The following is an 18,096-nucleotide window of genomic DNA, read 5'->3' on the forward strand; positions in this document are numbered from 1 at the left end:
GCGCAGGCCTGTTAGCGCGACGTGAAAGTCAAAGTCAGTTCGTGTTTTCAGCTTGTCATGAGACGGCCGCTGGAACATGTAGACGTCTCGTGTCTTCATGTAGAGTCCAACGCATGATGTGACTAAAACCGGTTGTACAACTGTCGGCACTAAATCGCCGAAGCGCGTCCCGCGAGTTCGCGAATTTGACGTTGGAGTTCATCCGACCGGTGATGGTGATGTTCTGCGTCGATGTGTTGCGATCTCTCGGCGAAGATCAATCCAGCCGTTCGATGCGCTCTCATCTGCAGGGGGAGGTGCCCCATCTTCAAGGAGGTGCTGACAGCCGCCATCGCGAACTGCCCAGCAGAACTGTCGTTGGCTTGCCCCCGAAGCAAGAGATGATCCGCAATCAACATCCAACCAAGCGAACGCAGGAAGGGACTTCGTTCCCTACGGCAATGACTTGCGAGTTGTTTCCAGTTCAGGTTGTCGTCATACGAAAGACTCTGCAACGGAACATCCAGCAACGCCCCTTCAAAGGGTTTCCGCTCGCGTGCATCGCGAGGCACAAACAAATCCCCAACATCCATTTTGTCGTGCTGGCGAACTTGCGTCCCGGTCAACGACCATGCGGTGTCGCCCACTTCGAATGCGATATCAGGCTCGACTTGCGTGAGGATGCCCTGCCCAGATTCGTCGCCACCTTTGTGGCAGACCCGTCGAAGGACAGCGAGTCGCACGCGGAGCTCATCCGTGTCGGACTGCGACCAGTAAGTGCAATTCCCGAAAAGCTGGGAGAATTGCCAGGAGCGTTGCAAGAGTTCGTAAGCGACTGCAACATGCCCTTCGACCAGAGACTCCTTCCCGAGGCAGTGGGCGACAAGCGCCACGCACTCAGAAAACTTGGCAGGGACAATCCCGGCGCGAAGCTGGGCAATGGCCTCACGGCCGACGAACTGACGAAAAAAACCACTTTCTAGTCCTGTACTTGACGAGAAATTGCGACTTAGGCCCGGGTCAAACAGGACTTTGGCCCGGATGCGCTCATGTTCCGATTGATTGAGGTTCCGCAGCTTGCGGTGTCTCTGGAACTACGTCTCGAGTGGTTCTGCATGCGAGTGCTGCATGCAACCGAAAAGCCAACCCCAACACTACTTCGTGATTTTCTTGCGCGATGGTCGTTGCTTGACAAACGAAATCCCTGCCATGGCCGTAGTCTGAAACCACGCACAAGGCCGCAGTACGTAGGATGACGCACGGAGACAGGGGACCCAGGAGGCGAAGACGCCAAAAAATCGCTGATGGTTCGACACGCTCGAGACCGTCTGCGACCACCCGGTCTGTGGACTGAGTTGGCCAGTGCACCACCAAACTCGCCAGTAAGGGAGAGAGCCAATAATCGGGAAGTTCGTTGGAACGAACTATGATAGCGATTTCACGAGACCTCTCGCTTGTGAGAAATCGCGCTGTCCTTGTGGCGACCCGGACCGCCCGGCGCCAACATCCTGTCCGCGCCAAAGCCGGAACGACCACGTAACTAATGTACAAAGAGACGCGATAGCGAAAACTGGACTCCTTCTCAATATCAGTTAAAGCTGTCCGAGCTGATAGATGGTGATGACACTCCGGGAGTGTCGCGACGATCGCCGTGGCATCATCCAGCGACAATCCCTCTGCCTCGATGCATGTACAGAGATCGAGCAGGTCGGCGAAAGTCGTGGATGCGAGGCTCCATGATTTCCTGGAGAACGTCCTTTTTCCTGCTGGCAGCGCTGTGACGTTTTGGGACATTGCCAAAAAGGTGGAGAGCATAGGCACGTCCTGGCCGCGTTGCTGCGATTCTGCCAACACAGTCGAAACCACTCTTTCGCGAAAAGACAAGGCGTCACTCTTTGGTTAGAGGAAAGAAAAGTGGTTTGTTTGAATTCACCACCTTTGGACTGGAGAAGGATTAGCAGCCAGCAATCGCCGCAATAGCTCTCTTTGAGCAAATTCCCCTGCGAGTTGTTTTGTACGGAGCTTTCGTCGAGAATACGCCCACCTTGCTGGCGGTTCTCTCATGCGGCTAGTTGACTAAGGAACGTTATTGAAAGCTCATAGCATGCCGATCTCTTGTTCTATCTTGTGGGGATGCTGTCGAGCTGAGAGCGCACCTTGTGCATGTTGTCCCTCTGAACTCACACTGTGTTTGTCGTCTTGGAAGTGGCTCGCGCAAAGTCCATATCGCGATTGTTTTCACGCTCCAATGTTCAGTGGGGCATCTCGTCGAAGTTTGCCATGTTTTGTGTGGCGATCCGCAAAGGGCAGCCAAAGGCTGGCAGGATCTGTATCCAATCAAACCTTCCGGAGGCATTCACGCTTTCGTACTCGCATGGACCTGTGGGCGCCTCTCCAATATCACGACGACCGACTTGTGGCCCTCGTTCGCTAATGGTTATCTCTGATAGTTCGGAAGGACCGAAATCATAGTAGGACGATGTCAATTCAACATCCGGCTTGGATAGTGAGGCGAGTTCAGCTTCTAGCGATTTTCGCTATACCAGACAGATAAAGTGAGTAAAAGATCCTCTAACAATCGCCCCAATCCATTAATTAACAAGCATACAAGAGCAATCACAGTCAGATTGTAAAGACTTGTCCAGCTAATCTCCACCGCCGGCTCCCAGAACCACTTAAGCCCTCCAGCCGAAGCCTGAATATACATAAACAGGAATCCGCAAAGTAAAAATTCAACAACAACCAACACAGTTACTGTGATAGTAACACAGGCCCATGCTGCAGTAGTGTAAACAAGTGATAGACAACGTGTTAAATATGCACAAATAGGAAGCGTAATTATTGAGTTAGCCATTGCAGATACTCCTTACATTCGGACTGTCACTTCCGGGCCGCATCCAAGTGCTGACCTCAGTTTTACTTTTTATTTCGTTGGTCTATATGCCGATACGTCGTAGAGCGTTGCTTCCGGATTCTCTTTCGAGTGCACGGTGTCGAGTTGGAGGCCCACGCTTCGGTCCTCTTCGCTCTAAACTCTCATTTTCTGTCGTTCCAGAGGTGCGGCTCGTGTTAAGCCTGTTCTTCCTTTTTCTCCAGCACCATTGTGTGAAGGACCTTAAGCCATAACCTTGTGAAGCAGTGGTCGTCTTTTGGCGTCGACCAGATTTCTCGTCAGCGTAGTTGAGGCTCTCACCATTGGCTGATTCGCCACAGATTTTTGCCCATTGGCTCAGTCCAACCGATCGCAAGTTCCGAACAGCCATGGCTTAAACGTTTTCCCCCCCCCCCCTCTCCCGCGAGGACGCGCATTGGTATCTACACATTGTCGTATATCGTTTATGGTTTGAAGGATGGAAAACATCGTCCGCCGATGGAACGGCGTCTGCAATCGCGTTACCTCATGCTGGTCAGGTCCCAGATGAGCGTTTCTCCGCGCACTGCGGCCGGACCTGTGCTGCTGCCTGCCACCGCCCAGGCCGCTTCCCTGGCCCAGGCCGCCTGGCGGTTCTACAACAACCCGCGCGTGGGATTGCCCGAACTGGTCGTGCCCTTGCGGCGAGCCGGGGTCGAGGCCTGCCACGCAAGTTCCGCACCGGTTGTTCTCCTCGTCCACGACTGGTCCAAGATCGACTACTGCCCGCACACCTCCAAGGCCGACCGCAGGCAACTGACCCACCAACACGACATCGGCTACGACCTGACCACCTCGCTCCTGATGGACGCCCACGACGGCACGCCGATCGCCCCCGTGGAACTGCATCTGAAGACGGCCGACGCCGTGCATTCGACCAGTCCTGTTCCGCCACCGGTCGACCAGGCCCATGTCTACCAGATCGAAGCTGTCATGGAGCGTTCCGCTACTTGGGGTCTGTCCAGGCCGGTGGTGCATGTGATCGACCGGGAGGCCGATTCGCTGGGTCACTTCCGCCGGTGGCAGGCGGCGGGACACCTGTTTCTGGTGCGCTGCGACGACCGCCGCGTGCTGTGGAACGGCGAACCGGCGATGATCTCGGAAATCTGCGTAAAACTGCTTGAAAACGGGGCGTTCTCGGAACAGTCCCGGGTAACGCACAAGGGCGTGGCGGCCCGGCAGCAGGTGGCCCAGACAGAAGTGGTGCTGCACCGTCCGCACAAGACCCGCGTGGGGGGTGTCCAGAAGGATCACAGCGGTCCGCCCCTGCGTTTGCGTCTGGTGGTCAGTCGCATCCTGGACGAGGCGGGCGGGGAGTTGGCGCGATGGACACTGTTGACCAACGCGCCAGAGAGTGACCTAGCCCCTTATAACGGAACCGGAATTTGGTAGACCATGTGTGGTCAAAGTTCTGGTTCTTGACTTGAGAAAGGGGTTCGGGATGGGACAGGTGCGTTACACGCCGGAACAGATCATCCACAAGCTGCGTGAAGTGGACGTGTTGACGGCTCAAGGGAAAGCGATCAAGGAAGCGTGTCGCCAGTGCGGAATCGGGGATAAGACCTATTTCAAGTGGCGGAAGGAATATGGTGGCCTGAAGCTGGACCAGGCGAAACGGCTGAAGGACTTGGAGAGGGAAAACAGCCGTCTCAAGCGTCTCTTAGCCGATGCGGAATTGGACAAGGCCATTCTGCGAGAAGATGCTTCGGGAAACTTCTGAGCCCGGCGAAACGACGACGGACCGTCGCATATGTGCGGAATGGACGCAGGTACGGCTGTCGTTGTCAGAAAACCGGCATAGGTTCCTATCAAATGGGTCAGGGCGACCCCGGCCAGGCTCGGCGTGGCGACATAGGTGACGGAGGCGGCCGTGGCGGCCTGCGCTGCAGTGATGATCCCTGTGGCCAGCACTTCGCCAATGATTGTCTTAGCCGTGCTCAAGTCTCAGATTCTGAGACTGCACAACGGATTGCTAAAAATGACGAATCAACAAATCGGGACGAAAATCAATGTCAGCTTCTTTCGGTAAGCCGATCCAACGAGTTTGCGGATCTGCGAATTCCAAATTGGTAGAGACGAACTTCTCGAATCAGAGAATGTGGCGTCGTGACGATTTGTAGTTCGAGGAAGATTCAATGCTTTTTAATGAATCACAGCCATTCGGTACAAATTAAAGTGTTGATAGAAGCGCATTCGCTGAGAGGGAGTTGTGAGTCATTTCTCTGAAAAGACGTCTGATGAGCTGCAGAGTAATATGGAAAAGGGTGAAAAATGTGAGAATTCGCGAAGCCGATGAATTCCGGGATATCTGCTATGCTAGGCTTCGATGTCCCTCGATTCGCACTGCTAGTTCTTTCTCGTTATCAAAAAATAGCTGGATTCATGCAAAACTTCGACTTCACCGAGCGGTAACAACCACGTTTTCCTGGATAGCTAAAATTTCGCTGCGCAGCAGAAATTCGAAGATTTCGAGAGGGATGATTTCTCGAAAAGTATTTTCCAGTTGAGCCGATTCCGTGATGATCTCGGAAAAAAATGCGAGCGGGTAGTGAGTCAGTGTGAGATGTCATTCACCGGGGAATTTTTGAAGTCGGCACCCTGCAAATTCTTTCTTGAGTGAATCGGTTTTTACTGATTAGGATGTACTCGATGCCCCGAAATATGAGTTCTCTTAACTTAAGTCGAGTGGTTCCACGAGCTCGTGTTTTCGACTTTTCTTTTTCGAGAAAGTAATTCGGGAGCTTGATTTCTCGAAATCCAATCATCGGGTCAGCGTGGAGAGTACTTCTCTGGAGCACAGCAGCGGAAAACATCCTTCGAAGCGAAACATCAGCGACAGTGCCAATTCTCTTCGACACATCTATGAGCAGAACTGAGCTGCTAAAGCAGGGATTCTGTAATTGCAAGTACTGTGTCTCGTACCAAGCCTCACTTCTATTTTCACCCTGACCTCTCCACCAATTTCAACCGGACTTAACAACTGCGTCCATCCTCGCGGCCCTTGGTTGGAATGGTGCATCGAACCGACGGCGAGTTTCTCGAAACGGAGCGATGGTCACATCGAAACAAGAACTCGAATGTTTGCCATAGCTCAGGAGTCTTGATTTGACTGATTAATTGAGTTTACTGAGCAGGCGATGTTTAAAGGCTATGGGCTCATTGCCGATCGTAGCCAATCGTAAAGTACCCTTGATCTCGATGACGTTTGTCGTGATATGGGCCTGCTTGATCGATCGCGTCGATTGTCGCCGGTATCAGTTGACCATGGCCCAGATTCACGTGGTCAATCATGAAGCGCCGATCGTGGTTCACACTACCTGCCGTCGCGATACATCAAAATACCACTTCGCGTCGGTGACAGTTTCGTTGGCGATCGGTGAATTCAACAATCTGGTGGTGAATCTGAGAAGGGCTGCCATTGATTGTCCCTCGCCTTTTGGTGATTACCTTCGATCGAAAAAGTTCTGAAATGTTTTTGCGACACTCCACTTTCCTGTTCGCCTTAGCGCCCCTGGGTCGGGGAGCGGCGGGGAACTGCCGCTGAGTGAGGGCCGGCAAGTGATAGAGAAAGTTCCTTCTGTGGCCTCTGTAGCGGCCTTCTTGCCATCGCACGTCAACAGTTCACATAGCGACTGCTCATCGACGCTTACCTCGGCACGGATGATAGCGCCTGGCACTTTGTCGAATCCCTGAGCTTTATATGCCTTTTGCAAAATCTCTGATGCGCAGGCGACCAGGTCCTCCGCAACGACGATTGGCCTGCCTCCGACAAGCAGGCAGCGGGCTTCAGCTTTGACGGCTACACGTCCATCGAAGCCGTCGAAGTTCCAGCCTGCGTCGGGGCGAAACTCGATTGAGTCTCCATCAATAAGATACCTCTTCATATTTAGCTGTCCTTGGATTCCCGTTCGAGCACAATTTCCACGTTGACGCTGGCGGGACAGCTTTCTTGCACGCGGCGCGTGAGCCACCGGCTTTGTCGGCTCAATTCGTCCAATGGAGCGTCAGTCGCTAATCGAATGTGGCACGACGTAACCGGCATTGCTCGCCCCCAAACGCTTTCATGGCGAAGGGGATCAGGCTCTACGCGCCGGATCACTGTTTCGATGCGCAGCCAGTCATCTTCGCTCCCAGCGGCACTGCTCAAGAGGCGTTTCAACTGAGGTGGTATCTTATCTAGAATCAGCATACGCAATTCGCGACGTGTCATGGGCAATTCGGTGCAGAATGTCTGTGGATGTACTGCCAGCGACCAAGCAAGACGAGTGTTCTGGGGTCGCGGGGAGTGCTCGCCAGAATCCACGGTCGGAAAAGGTTGGCAGCGCGCGGCGAAGGCAATCGACCCGCTTCGCTCGAAGCAAGTTTCTCCGACGTCAACTTGCAGTTCCTCCCAATCGACGGGAATCAGGTAACGCACACGCATGCGTCCAGGAAAAAACTCGCCTGGTGGGAACTCCAATCGACACACGTCCTCTGCCGTATCGCGGTGCACGCGAAAAGTTTGGCTGGGATCACGACACGAAGCGAAGTGTTCGTCATAATAAAGGGCACCGGAAACGGTGTCTTCGGCATCGAGAACAATAGCGTTCGCGCCCCTCAGAGATAGGTCGGAAGCGGATCGTTGCGGTTCGAGCTGTCCGAGCAAATAATTCCAGAACAGCACGTGATTTAGGAACAATCGGCCAGACAGATTTTGAGCGACTTCCTTCGCCCACTCTCGGCCCAATTCCACAGTGAAGGTCACGCGTTCACCAGCTGCGAATGGAGCATCAAGCAAAGGTATCAATGGCAACCGTGCAAATCGATGGCTGAGCGGGCAGGCGAATTGCGCCATCCAATAAGCCGGGTGAGATTCTGATTCCGACGGCCGACCATCCCCGTCTCTCGCAGGCAATCCGCGACGCGGATAAAGCGTCTGCGTCGCCAAGGAGATCGGCTCCGGGAACACTCCCGCCAGCAATGCGTCGAATGCTTCGAGAGAATTCGCGCTCGGCTCCGGCGACGAGCGTGATCGATCGGGATCGAGGTAGATAGTAATCTCCGGAACACGATCAAGAGCGGAAACTTGATCGAGCAGCAGCTTCGTCTCGTACGACAACAGGAACGACAATTCGACGCCTCCGTTGCCATCATCGCGCACCTCCACTTCGTTAGTTCGAGTTGGCAATAAAATCGATCGCGATGCCACCGCGGAAAGCAGCACACCTTGACTAGCATAATTATCCCAGCTTCGAGCGATATCAAATTGGGGACAACCCAAAGAAAACTCTCGTCCGTGCGGTTGCCGCGGTGTAATTTTGACGCCTTCGCCAACAAGATACTGCGCTAGCGGCAAGGTAAAGGCGGCTTTCACGATTTCACTCCAGGGTCGATGACGAGACGAATTCATGTCTTTTCTCCGGATTTTCGAATCTGAATGTTGCCCATTATGGAAATGTTCCCGTCAGCGGATAACTCAATGCTGCAGATGTCGTCGCCATTTGGGGCACGCATAGCGAAAAGCATGCGTGCCTCTTCACCGTGGCGAACTAAAAACGTGGGGCCGCCAGGAAACGAGAATAGTAATTGCTCTTGGAAGCTACTGGCTGCTTCAGGCGAGGTACTATGCCCCGTGTACGACGCGCCTTCAAACCAGGGAAGTGAAAATTCCCGCGGATTAAATCGGATTCGGCCCCAGTCCAATGGGTGAGGCAGTGCAAGAGCGCCATACCTAATACCTTTCTCCGTCTGGCCGGCGAACATTTGCCCTACCCGCGACCAAACACCGTCCCAGCTTTTGGGATCGGCCGAAGGACGCTTATGCCAGGGCAATGAAATTTTCACGCGGCCCTGTCGAGCCGGATCCTCGATATCACATACTTGTCCCCAGTATTCGCTTTGGATAGACGAATCGTTTCCGCTGGCTAATGGTGGAAACCGTGCGTCGCAGGCAGAAAGCCGGTTATATAATTGTCGACGAAGTGGGAGTCGCGAATTGTATTTGAGTTCGCTTGAAATAATCAGAAGTCGCTCTTCGCCCAGTTCGGCTGGCTGTTGCAGACTGTCGCCGACCGAGATATCGAAATCGTCGACCAGGCCATGCCATTGGGACGCCTTTGACAATCGCGAGTTCAGCCGAGCCCTGGCCTGCTGCTTGTCGCTAAGTACGATTCCATCGCTGGAAGGAAAATTCGATTCAACAACAAACTCACCCAAGCCACGGGTGTGCTCTGTCGGTAAACTAAAATCAGCTGATTCTCGTGCGGTGGCCGAAGGAAACTCACCGGTTCGAGTATTGAAACTGCGGCATTCGACGACTCGCGCAGTAAGGCAGGCTTCTTCTCTGGATTGTTCATCAGTCCAGAATGAGGGAACAATCTTCCGTAGCCGCGAATCCGTTGGCCGCTTTAAACGAATCGTCCCCGACACGGAATCAGCAAACAAGATCAGATGTGACAGTGCTGCTACCCGCTGGAGTACTGCCCAATCAGTTTCTTGATGCTGAAAAAGCACATGCACAGGCGTCGTCAACAACTCCCTTCCCACGACTTGCTTTAGCAGGCGATCGATTCCCTGGAGCTCATGAATAGGCATCTCAAATGAACCTCCGCCATAGCTGTTGGTGCGTGTCGCCAAGTGCAGACGTCCAGGATAGGCCCACGCTCTCAGAGAAAGTCGTTTCGCTTTCATCGACAGACCATGTACAAATCCACGGAACCGTTCGTTGCCTTGGATTTCACAGGCAACTGCGGCACCGACAAGGCGTTTGACATTTATCCGGTGGGGCAGTTGAACCGTCATCGTCAAAACGTCGAATTCGTTCAATACTCTTCGGATACTGAGCTGGTTGATCATTGCGCCTGAAAGATCAAGGCCGTCGACAGTGATTTTCATCGCAATCCTTATCTTTGGAACGGCTGATGGCTGGCGAGGCGCCAAAGGAGGAGTCCCGGCGTCCTCGGGCAGCCACGAAAAGCGAACGACAACGAATTCCTTTCGTGCCCCAACGTAGAAAGAACGGGTGGAACCCACGAACCGCCGCGCCAGATTCGGCATGACAATTCGGTGTAAAGCGAACCGCGATATCGCGGTGACTGGCGGCTGTATGCGACGTACTCGGCGTCGGCCTGCCGCAGCAATCGCGAGAATTCGTTCAATGCAAGTCGGCCTTCGCGCTGGCCGCGCGCGTTGTCGGGCTTGACTTCATACAGCTCGTGATAGTCAACATCGGCCAGGTCAGGACGTCGTGAGCGTCCAGCAGCGGCTGGCTCCCAAAGCCAGGTGCCCGCCTTGCGCGTCTGGAGCAGCAGTCGAATCAGGCAGAGATATGGGTCAAGGCCGTCACCATTGTTGAAGTGGTTGCCGTATTGGCCGCGCGAAATGTCAACGTTCGGTGCTGCGCCCAGCGAACGTGGGGTCTGTTGGGGCACGTATAGGTATTGATCGAGCAGTAAATGTCGCCGCCTTCGAATCCGTAGGAACTCTTCGCTGACCAGCCGATGAGCGATGTTACCTAACTCACTCCGTTCGTTGTTGATCATATCGAGAACTCCCGGGATTCAGTCGGTCACAGCGGGCTATCCGCTGGATCTCCAATGGCCTATTCATTTCGCGTCTTGCCCAGAGCCTGGTCTTGTGTGATCAGTGACCGGATCGACTTCCGGTCGGCAAACACATGAAGCGTTTCGCGAGGTTCTTCCCCTGCATTCCAGCTGAATCGCCATTTGTTGATCATCACCCCTTCAAGAGTGATCTGAATGATATCTCTAGCACCATTGCCTTCCGGGGCGTCGAGCTTGGCGACACATTGTCCGTTGCGGTCGTCTGTATCCCAGGTGCGACTTAGGCCGAACACTTTAAACAGGGTGGCGACCCCGGCCTCGGAAGTAATGTTTCTGCTCACCACACCGTCGATCTGGGTTGGGCGTTCGGTGAGCTTTCCCAGTCGATCCGTAGTACTCTGTACACTGTCCCCGAAGCTGGATTTCTCAAGCGGTTTATCGCCTATCATAGCGATGCTAATACCGTCTTTAATGAAATCGATTGTAGGCATATTTCATCTTCCTTAATAAATGACTGTTGGTTTTAGACGAGTTCGAATCCGGGAATTGCCACACTATCGTAGAGAATGGGCGTTTGGTCGCGGCCCTGTTCGTTCATGCCGCTGGCATGGACGACATATCGCTGCATGGGACCACCTTCGTCGTCGAAGTCTTCGTGTGCGACGATCCGCATATGGTCGAAAGTAAACTTGCCGACCAAGTTTCCGGGAGCAGGCAGGTTCTCATTGAGCATTACAAGTTCGCCTGGGAATGGTGACGAATCAATCAGATTGTTTGTGCCGTAGTATTTCTGTACTGGAACAAGGTCTTCCTTTAGGCCCCGATTTTTGCGGATGATTTCCAGCACGAAGGCACGGGTTCCGATGCCGGCGTGACCCAGTTGGCATTCACCGTGAATGCTGATGCTCAGCAAATGACCTAGTATCGTACCGGTATAGGCGATCTCGTCGCCTTGGATCTGCGCGGTGCCATTAATTATCCACAGCATTTTCATCTAAAATCTCCCGTTTTAAAGGAACACAAATGACTAACTGGTAAAGATGACGCGGAACTTGTTGATACCTTCTCGGTACTTAATTTTGATCATGTGAACTTGCTCCCATTGGCCTGTGTAGGTCGGTTTGCCATCGGCATCAAGGATCTCCTTGCCATCGGCATCTTTGAGCGTCACGGGCACACATGTGCTCTCTTCCCACAGACACTTTGCCTCGAGGAAAGGTAGATCGGGCCGCGTCTCGCTGGCGCGATTTCGAAGAATCGCATTCAGCACTTGACCGACCCGCTTCGCCTCTGCGGTAGTGGTCGGTCGGCCTTTCGCATGCAGCAGGTGAAAGGCCACCAATGTCGCTGCGAGATCTTCGCCCAGTTGAACCTCAATCGTGTGTTCGCTGGAATGAGCGGTGCGTGTGTTGTGGATCACCGACCACGTTCCTCGGGCCTGAACATCACTGACTTCGCACAGTACCGGTAGGCCGATAGCCCCATAAAATTTATTGCGATCTCGGGCTAGCCAGCGACTCACCGGGCTGATCACGCTTGAACCCAGCAACCGTTGGTCGCTGGGATTTGTCAGCGGGGTGTTGAATACGGCATCGGAACGGGCGTCGTTCCCCAGACGTTTCCCCAGGTCAATAAACGCCGGAAAAATCGTGATGTCGCGTTCTTCCCACTGTGAGCGTCGGCGCCCAACCTGGTAGCCCAGGTAAGGTGCTACTCGTTTGAACATTTCTGCCGAGTGCTTGAACTCTTTTTGAATCGTCTCCTTGAAGGTCTCAAGATCGGGCTGCTCTTCGCCGACCAAGTCCTCGCGGACGTTGCCCAGCACAATCGACCGGGAACGTTCAGCTGGCTGAGCGAAGAATCGCATGTCACCGAGGCCGCGGAATTCGTCTGCTAACACGATAAGGCTGCCCTTGGTCTGCCAAACAGTCCTCTCGTCAAAGTCGGTAAACGTGATGGCCGCGTATTCTCCCGTGGGCATCAAGGGCGACTGAAAGAGTGGTAACTCCCCGCCGGGGAAGTCAGCTGGGTTCCAATCCTTTACTGCCGTTTCGCCCCATTCATCGGAGTTGGCGCTCGGGATGGCGAAGTGGTTGAGCCAGTACAATCCCTTAACTCGATCTCCGGCCTCTTCGAGTGCGAGCGCGATCGATCGCACTGTTCGCTCGGTCGGACGCTGCCGCTTCAAGCACTCAGTCATACTTTCGTCGAGCAGCGATTTGAGCTTCGCCGACTCTGCCAGGGCGTTCTCCTGTGTTGGCTCAGGGTGCTCCTTTAACAACCCGAAGACAGCATTAAGCCGCGCAAGCGAGATCTGCACCTTTTCCTCCAGGTCATTCAGAAAAGCCGTCAGCGGTGCCGGATCTTCTGACCGTTTCATCTCTGCCAGCTTGGAGATGAAGCCAGCGCGCACCGCCTGGGGAGCGACTTCGTGCAGCTCGTTCAGCCGGGGTTTTTTGCGACTTGCAGTCATTTCTCCATCGACGTAAGAGTACGGCTGCTCTGGAAAAAATGGGTTCATCTCCTGGCACTGGGAGCGGAATTCCTGCTTTTCAAGCCAATTGGAGAGCTGATTTGCAGTGGTCTCTACCCGTCGGATTGTTCCTACATCACCCATGGTGTTTCCTTACTATTTTTAGAGAGTTCGAAATTAGAGAGACGCACGTACCTGACGAATCAGAGTCAGCAGCCCGGATAGACGATCAATTTCTTCGTCGCACTGTTGAGCGAAGTGGGGGGGCAGCGACTTATCGTTGGCGAGAATTTCCGCGAAGCTTTGGATTGCTGCGACCTTTACAAAGAGTCGCTTCAACAGTGACAATTGGTCGGGATCATCGGGGTTCGATGAGATTTCGGCGAGACGCTCAGGCTCAAGGTTTCTCAGCAACTCTTCGGGTTTGGTTTGGCCTGGGATCGAGTAAGCGACCTGCACCTGTTCCGGGTGACCAAACTCATTGGTGAGGGCCACGGTAAAGCCGATGCCCTGCTTGATCAGGTCGTACCTGGTCTCAATTGGGATCAGTGAGAAAGACGGTTTGCCACGCGGATTTGCGGTCGTCTCGATACGTCCTATGGCGAGCGCATTGGGATGATCGAGCGGCAATGTTTCCGGATTGACCGGTTGCGGAGACGCGCTCTTTTCAAGCTTAAGATCCATCGCATTAACTCCAAGTTTGGGTTGTCGAAGAAGAATTTAGTGACCACCACCGACGGTGGGTTTCGCCCTGAGCCAAGTTCAATTTGATGGCATCGAGCACACGCTCAGCCCCAGATTGGGCAGCACGCTCCACGTAAATGGGCACCCCGCTGGGGTTGACCTTAACCTTCAAGCTTGCGTCCTTAATAACTTGGTTCTGCCGGATATTTATTGCGCCGAAGAACCAGCGAAACGTTTCATCGATCAAGTCACCTCTCGCCCGGACGCTTGGTAAAAGCATCACCAAATCGTGATGCGACTGGTACACCACAAACTGATCGGGCCGCGATTGAGCGGCCAAACGCAAGGGAGTCAAGCGATATCGCTCATCATCGACGACCGTTTCGGCGATGCGCCGCAAGGTCTTCAGGTGGCGATCGGCCTCGTCGGCGGAAACTCCCATCAGTTCATAGGGTTCAGCTTCCTTGCCGGTCCAACCCTCGCGTGGCACGAGTCGACCGTCGATGGCCTTTTCCAACGTGTGGCGACCGTCCACGTTAAACAGGTCCAAGCGGTTGAGATCAAAGTGATTAATGGCTTGAAACGCTCTCTGGAATGCCTGCGGGAAATTCAGCTCTGAGGTGCGCTGCAGCAGGTGAATAGAGTCGAGCATGGCATAGTAATTAACGGTCGCGTGGCTACGAAGGGCATGCAGTGTCGCCACGCACATGCGATGAGGATTTGAACGATAGAGCCATGAGAGAGCTTCTGAGTTCACTTCGCGGAGAACCTCCCCTGGCAGTGCATTTAACTGCACTCGGTGGTCTCCCAGTTGAATTTGGGCCCACTCGGGTCCGGCCGTGCGGGCTTTGCTCACGTTGTCGGCGGCCGCACTCAAGACAGAGGCCGCGTCGTTGCTGGCTTGTTGGCCGTTATCGGTGTGCGAAGTGCCATTATCGCCGTCTTGTGCGAATTGTGTCGGCTTGCACTCACGGTGATGGATGATCCGCAGCATCTGCTCCGAGGTGTGATCTGGGAGGAGCAAGTGACCCGGGTTACGCAGGTCCAGGACATATCGGAGTATCGCCAGGAATAAAGCTGTTTTTCCGCCACGCTCCAATCCGAGCATATCGACGTGATGTTTTAGGCGGTGAGAGTGCAGCGTAGTGGTCGCCGCAATCAGCCGCTGCGCGGCATCGAGTTCAGGGCTTCGTTGGAAAATCATGTCATCGTCCAATCAAGTTAAGATCAACGGGGGTGATAGAGATTACTATTAGCTGTCGCTGGCTTCAGTATGAGTGGTGAAGCCTCTGTCGCTCGTGAGGTGCCGGCAGTTAAGTTCCGGCAGGCCCAGTTTCTCAAAGAGATACGAAATGCTATTTAGAACCAGCTCCCAATCTTCCGCGCGGATCATGGCATCGTCGTTGACCTGATAACGCAGTCGCCGCCGCCACTTCTGCTCAAGCAGAGGGCGGATCTGCTCCCAAGCGTCGTTCGTCAGGAACGGTGCCGACGCCGCTCGCAGGTCGTCGAGGAAGACATACACTAGTGGATGCGTAGCTTCGGTTTTCCAGTGTTCGGATGGATGCATAGGCTTTCCCTTCATGAGTTGACAACGTCCGAAGCGAGACATTCCAAGGCGAGGCAGTTCCAGTTCCGACGCCACGCCCGATTTGGGGTCATGGCGAATGAATGTCAGCCTGCAGCGCCAGTCAGGCGGAAGTTCGTCTTCGATCTCAAGCTGAATTCGTTGTTCGAGAGTTTCATTCTTGTAAAGTTGTTCTGTTAGAGGCCCAGCATCGATGCAGCATGTCACCGTCTGGCAGCAGGCCTCACCGCACGCGCCGACCACTGAATGCGCAGGCGTCCGTGGGAACCGTGCCAGTTCCTTGTGAATGGCGATCTCCGCTCTCACCGGGTACCCTCGGTCAGCGAGTGCTCCCTCCACTGCTGCTTTCATTCCTGCGATCCAAATCGGTGTTTTATCCGACGTGGTCAGACTCTTTTGTTCTTTCAAAACCATGGTTTGATAGCTTTTTGATAGTGTGGACCGCTCTACAGAAGATAGAGAGACATTTAACACAGTGCTGTTTTTCAAATATTGATACTTCACCGCGGATCTTCAGGAACTAGCTATTGTTCTCGTTTGCCGTGATAAGTATCAGGTGTGATCCACATCACCGTAAGCATCCGTCCCTAAGGCCTGACACTTTTGGAATCAGGTGACATTCTTTGGTGTCGGCCAGATTTCTTGTCAGCGTAGTAGAGGTTCTCACCATTGGCTGATTCGCCACAGATTTTTGCCCATTGGCTCAGTCCAACCGATCGCAAGTTCCGAACAGCCATAGATTAAACGTTTTTCCACCCCCTCCCCCTTGGGGATGCCTGGAGGGCCGTCACCGGGACAGGTACGCTTCGCTTCTGATGCCCTCACGAACTGCCCGCTGGTCTCCAGCCTGCTACTCGAATTTGAGCCCTTGCATCGCCAGGGATCTGCTGGCCCCTTTGCAGTTCACATGCAGCCGGTAACGAACGGCGAGGCCAGACCCACGGTTACGCAGCAGCCTTGGCCAAGTTCAGGGGACGCGAAGCGATGGGACTGTTTGTCTAATGAACAGTCCCGAACAGGGGACTACCTGTCGGCAGGCTCGTGTCGACTTCTTTTGTGTCGTCAGGCTGGTGGCGCATTGTCGTCAGAACAATTCGCCCTGCGATTGGATTGGGGAGGGGGTAACCTTGGAATTCACGTGTCCAGCCACTCCTGACGGCAGAATCTGCCGATTCCAGTGGATTGCGTGATAACGGTGGCATGCCACTTGCAATTCAGCTTCGTCGAAAGTTCGCTCCAGCAGGAAAAAAGAAAGAACGGAGGGGGGGGGGGGGCAAATTTTCTTTTCCACAGTTAACTGCTTGCTGATGAGGCATTTACGCGACAACGTGTCCCTGACCCAAGTCCAGAACCTGTTCTATGCGCCCTTAAGATAGACGTGGTGTTGTGTGACAGGCGGATCATTGATCTGCCCACACGCCATGGCCATCTCCAGCTTTTGAAGGACTTTCAAAATGTTCCAAGCTCTCATGAAACGAATCAGTGCCATTGCTCTGATCCTTCTCGTGGTGACGTCCGTTGTCATGGCAGATTCTGCCGCAGTGGCCAAGCCTCGATTAGAGCAGACCGTGAGCATTGAGAAGATGCCCACGCTCGCGGCGACCAGAGAAGGAAACCATGGTTAATCCGTGGTTGGCATAGGCCGCAGGGGCCTCTGCCGTTTTTCCAAGACAAGGAATCTCACGTGCGTTTCGTCAACCCCTCGATTCTCGATTATCTCGACGCCACGACGACGGATTCGGAGTGGCACGGCGATCAAGCGGACGACCCCAAGCAGCACGGGTCGCGTGTCATGCGTCCTCAATTCCGCACGACTTCTGATGTGCGTGCATGCCGCAAGATCGCGGAAAGCAATCTGGAGGGCCAGGACCCCCGTACACAGCGTGCTGTGAGGCGAATGGCCCTGACTGTTGAGTTGATGGGCGGCTATGCTTCGGTTCAGGAAGTGGTGAAGAAATGCCTCATGCATGGTGACAGTGTGGATCTCGATTATAGCGGGCTCGCGTCTCTGATGCGGCAGTTCTTCCCAGGGCTTTCTATGACTCCCCAACGCGCTCAAGCAGCTCTAGAGGCACTCTTGATGACAATCGACCAGACGGAATCTCCAGCAGAAGAATTCAGCAGAAGAATTGAGCGACTCTACGAAACGCTCAATCGTCGCCACGTCGATCTGACGGCCAACGAAGGCGAGCACAATCGAGTCCTTCGCGAAGAGGTCGCGTTGGAAATTCTGGCCCTGGTGCGCATGGCGGCATCCGCATTACTTCCGCACTTCTATGGAGAGGGTCTTTCCGAAGAAGGGTCGGACCTCGATCAAATCGAGTCCAAATTCCTCGACTTTTTGAAGGGTCTCCAGACAAGCAACCAAGAGGTGATCGCCGAGAGCTCATTTGCCAGCGATCTGCGGGCCTTCCATCAGGTTCTCCATCGGTATGACCCCAATGAGACTGATGCGGAGACGCAGGACGAGTTTCATACAAAGATTCTTTTTCTGGGCAGCAGGTTGGTCGTGTCTCTGCTGGGAATCAACAGCGTTGAGGCCCAGCTTGCCCTCCTCAATGGGCTGCAAGTGGCCAAATCAGCCTTGCCACTCACGGACTATATCCGGCTCTGCCAACAGGTCATCGACCGCTGCGAACAGGTGCGAGCAAACGGAGTCGAGATGGCTCGTCTGGAACAGCGCAATGGACGCCTGCCGCGAAACCAAAGAGTTCCCGGGCCACGGAGAGTGGCGTCATATTCACGATTTAATCTTGCGACCCTGTTGTTACATCGCCTGGTGGCTGGCGAGCTTGAAGAAAGTGGCGGTGACCCCCAACCAGCAGAACTGCTGGCGATGGTCGAAAAGCATTTGCAGGCGATCCGCTCGACCGATGGCGGACTGCCATCCCTCCGCGCGGCAGAGCTCATGCTGGACTTC

The 18,096-nt window shown here is 54.2% G+C and carries 13 protein-coding genes and 1 pseudogene; 4 read left to right on the forward strand and 10 right to left on the reverse strand.

Annotated features, from left to right (window positions below; all coding sequences use genetic code 11):
- Positions 1 to 149: 149 nt before the first annotated feature.
- Positions 150 to 872 (reverse strand): hypothetical protein, encoded by a 723-nt coding sequence (locus tag A6X21_RS24300; RefSeq protein ID WP_131818233.1) that lies wholly within the window; start codon positions 870 to 872, stop codon positions 150 to 152.
- A gap of 2,477 nt (positions 873 to 3,349) precedes the next feature.
- Here A6X21_RS24300 and A6X21_RS07410 point away from each other — a divergent pair.
- Together A6X21_RS07410 and A6X21_RS07415 are read left to right on the forward strand one after the other, a co-directional pair.
- Positions 3,350 to 4,282, forward strand: coding sequence for a hypothetical protein (locus A6X21_RS07410; protein ID WP_068846976.1), 933 nt, complete (start codon positions 3,350 to 3,352; stop codon positions 4,280 to 4,282).
- A 49-nt stretch (positions 4,283 to 4,331) separates the two neighbouring features.
- A pseudogene (locus tag A6X21_RS07415) lies at positions 4,332 to 4,648 on the forward strand (transposase); the annotation flags it as partial.
- 2,128 nt (positions 4,649 to 6,776) lie between these two features.
- On the opposite strand, the gene A6X21_RS07435 reads toward A6X21_RS07415, so the two are convergent.
- Genes A6X21_RS07435 through A6X21_RS07475 form a run of 9 tightly spaced genes read right to left on the reverse strand, consistent with a single transcriptional unit; the run spans position 6,777 to position 15,680 of the window.
- Entirely contained in the window at positions 6,777 to 8,243 is a 1,467-nt protein-coding gene (locus A6X21_RS07435; protein ID WP_131818234.1) for a hypothetical protein, read from the reverse strand.
- A gap of 32 nt (positions 8,244 to 8,275) precedes the next feature.
- Entirely contained in the window at positions 8,276 to 9,763 is a 1,488-nt protein-coding gene (locus A6X21_RS07440) for a hypothetical protein (RefSeq protein WP_068846982.1), read from the reverse strand.
- A gap of 8 nt (positions 9,764 to 9,771) precedes the next feature.
- A complete protein-coding gene (locus tag A6X21_RS07445; RefSeq protein ID WP_068846983.1) occupies positions 9,772 to 10,410 on the reverse strand; it encodes a hypothetical protein in 639 nt (212 codons plus the stop codon).
- A 59-nt stretch (positions 10,411 to 10,469) separates the two neighbouring features.
- A complete protein-coding gene (locus A6X21_RS07450) occupies positions 10,470 to 10,922 on the reverse strand; it encodes a hypothetical protein (protein ID WP_068846984.1) in 453 nt (150 codons plus the stop codon).
- A 32-nt stretch (positions 10,923 to 10,954) separates the two neighbouring features.
- A complete protein-coding gene (locus A6X21_RS07455; protein WP_068846985.1) occupies positions 10,955 to 11,425 on the reverse strand; it encodes a hypothetical protein in 471 nt (156 codons plus the stop codon).
- 33 nt (positions 11,426 to 11,458) lie between these two features.
- Positions 11,459 to 13,048 (reverse strand): hypothetical protein, encoded by a 1,590-nt coding sequence (locus A6X21_RS07460; RefSeq protein ID WP_131818235.1) that lies wholly within the window; start codon positions 13,046 to 13,048, stop codon positions 11,459 to 11,461.
- A gap of 33 nt (positions 13,049 to 13,081) precedes the next feature.
- Positions 13,082 to 13,588 carry a hypothetical protein gene (locus A6X21_RS07465; RefSeq protein ID WP_068846987.1) on the reverse strand — a complete coding sequence of 169 codons (507 nt, stop codon included), beginning with the start codon at positions 13,586 to 13,588 and terminating at the stop codon, positions 13,082 to 13,084.
- Between the two features lie 4 nt (positions 13,589 to 13,592).
- Positions 13,593 to 14,792 (reverse strand): hypothetical protein, encoded by a 1,200-nt coding sequence (locus A6X21_RS07470; RefSeq protein ID WP_068846988.1) that lies wholly within the window; start codon positions 14,790 to 14,792, stop codon positions 13,593 to 13,595.
- A gap of 48 nt (positions 14,793 to 14,840) precedes the next feature.
- Positions 14,841 to 15,680, reverse strand: coding sequence for a hypothetical protein (locus tag A6X21_RS07475; RefSeq protein ID WP_131818236.1), 840 nt, complete (start codon positions 15,678 to 15,680; stop codon positions 14,841 to 14,843).
- 950 nt (positions 15,681 to 16,630) lie between these two features.
- On the opposite strand from A6X21_RS07475, the gene A6X21_RS24595 reads away from it, so the two are divergent.
- Together A6X21_RS24595 and A6X21_RS07485 are read left to right on the forward strand one after the other, a co-directional pair.
- On the forward strand, positions 16,631 to 16,801 hold the full coding sequence (locus A6X21_RS24595) for a hypothetical protein (protein WP_165603714.1): 171 nt from the start codon (positions 16,631 to 16,633) through the stop codon (positions 16,799 to 16,801).
- A gap of 59 nt (positions 16,802 to 16,860) precedes the next feature.
- Positions 16,861 to 18,096, forward strand: a 1,236-nt coding sequence (locus A6X21_RS07485) for a hypothetical protein (protein WP_131818237.1), incomplete at its 3' end; no start/stop codon positions are given.

Origin of the sequence: Planctopirus hydrillae (assembly GCF_001707835.1) — a bacterium.
In the GTDB taxonomy this organism is placed as follows: Bacteria; Planctomycetota; Planctomycetia; order Planctomycetales; family Planctomycetaceae; genus Planctopirus; species Planctopirus hydrillae.

Coding starts and splice junctions, on each gene's coding strand:
- A6X21_RS07410 (WP_068846976.1), top strand. CDS start 3,350: ATGGAACGGCGTCTGCAATCGCGTTACCTCATGCTGGTCAGGTCCCAG.
- A6X21_RS07440 (WP_068846982.1), bottom strand. CDS start 9,763: ATGAAAATCACTGTCGACGGCCTTGATCTTTCAGGCGCAATGATCAAC.
- A6X21_RS07445 (WP_068846983.1), bottom strand. CDS start 10,410: ATGATCAACAACGAACGGAGTGAGTTAGGTAACATCGCTCATCGGCTG.
- A6X21_RS07450 (WP_068846984.1), bottom strand. CDS start 10,922: ATGCCTACAATCGATTTCATTAAAGACGGTATTAGCATCGCTATGATA.
- A6X21_RS07455 (WP_068846985.1), bottom strand. CDS start 11,425: ATGAAAATGCTGTGGATAATTAATGGCACCGCGCAGATCCAAGGCGAC.
- A6X21_RS07460 (WP_131818235.1), bottom strand. CDS start 13,048: ATGGGTGATGTAGGAACAATCCGACGGGTAGAGACCACTGCAAATCAG.
- A6X21_RS07465 (WP_068846987.1), bottom strand. CDS start 13,588: ATGGATCTTAAGCTTGAAAAGAGCGCGTCTCCGCAACCGGTCAATCCG.
- A6X21_RS07470 (WP_068846988.1), bottom strand. CDS start 14,792: ATGATTTTCCAACGAAGCCCTGAACTCGATGCCGCGCAGCGGCTGATT.
- A6X21_RS24595 (WP_165603714.1), top strand. CDS start 16,631: ATGTTCCAAGCTCTCATGAAACGAATCAGTGCCATTGCTCTGATCCTT.